The organism is Bacillus massilinigeriensis (genome assembly GCF_900111815.1).
GTDB lineage: Bacteria > Bacillota > Bacilli > Bacillales > Cytobacillaceae > Mesobacillus_C > Mesobacillus_C mediterraneensis.
In genome coordinates, this window is sequence record NZ_LT630023.1 from 1 (window position 1) to 1403 (window position 1403).

1 protein-coding gene is annotated in these 1403 nt (G+C 41.0%); it reads left to right on the forward strand.

From position 1 onward, the window contains the following. Nucleotides 1-126 precede the first annotated feature (126 nt). Nucleotides 127-1403: IS21 family transposase (istA, locus tag BQ5796_RS16910; protein WP_071461537.1), on the forward strand; the 1277-nt coding region annotated here is incomplete at its 3' end.

Here is a 1403-nt window from a genome sequence, read left to right on the forward strand (position 1 = left end):
TGTAAACGCTAAAATAAAAGTTGACCACTAAAGTACAATTCGCTAATCAAAAAGTTGACCACCCTTAACACCAAATCCCTTATCATAGAGTTTGTCGAGAACTTCATGATTTGGGAGGAAAAAAGGATGTTAAAGATGGCTAATATAGAGCTTATCAGAAAATTGCACTTTAAAGAAGGTCGATCTATTCGGCAATTATCAAAAGATCTCAAACTATCAAGGCAAACCATTCGCAAGGCATTACAACAGAATGAAATTCCAACCTATCAACGCTCAAAGCCAGCTGCCAATCCGGTCATCGATCCCGTTAAATCAACCATTATCCAATGGTTAATGGATGACGAAACAGCCCCAGTAAAACAGCGTCATACAGCTGCTCAAATCTTCAGACGCTTGGAGAAAGAATACGGTTTTAAAGGTGGAGAATCCACTGTCCGCCGTTTCGTACGCCAATACAAGCAGCTCAAGGAAGCCCCTAATTCCTCTATTCCGTTGGAATTTGATCCTGGTGAATTCGCCCAATTTGATTGGGGAGAAGTCATCATCATTCTGAATGGTATTGAAAGAAAAGTAATGCTTTTCTGTATGAGGCTTCTGTATAGCCGAAAGATATTTGTAAAAGTGTTTCCGCATCAGCGCCAGGAGGCTTTATTTCAGGGGCACGCAGATGCCTTTGATTATTTCGGTGGTGTGCCGAAAACGATTGTCTATGACAATATGAAAACAGCGGTAAAGAAAGTGTTAGAAGGCACCAAGCGCGAAGAACAAGAAGCCTTCATTCAGTTTCGATCACACTACCTCTTTGATGCTCAATTTTGTGCGCCGGCAAAAGGAAATGAAAAGGGACAAGTGGAGAAACTGGTTCAAACAGCCCGAGCTCAATTTTTAGTTCCTGTTCCACGGGTAAGTGAGATTCAGGAACTAAATCAATACTTAATGGAACAATGCGATGCCTATGAGGACACCTTTGTACCAAAAACGAAAGAAAGAGTCGGGGATCGATTCCTGCAGGAGAAAGAATATCTTTTGCCAATTATCGGTACACATCCCTGCGCAAGAAAGGTAAAAGCTGGTGTTAACAGCTTGTCCCTTGTGAATTTTGAAACAAATAGCTATTCTGTACCAACAAGATATGCCGGAAGAAAAGAAGCACTCATATATGCATATGTAGATTATGTAGAGGTATGGCTGGACGGAAGTTGTGTTGCCAAACATGAACGGTCATATGAAAGACTCCAAGAAGTATTTGAAGTGGATCATTATTTGGATGAACTGGAGAGAAAACCAAGGGCTATACAGCATGCGCGCCCAGTCAGAAGAGCAAAACTTCCCCCAATTTACCAAGAATTTTATAAGAGGACCCTTTCAAGATATGGCCATGGAAAAGAGTTTATTAAACTATT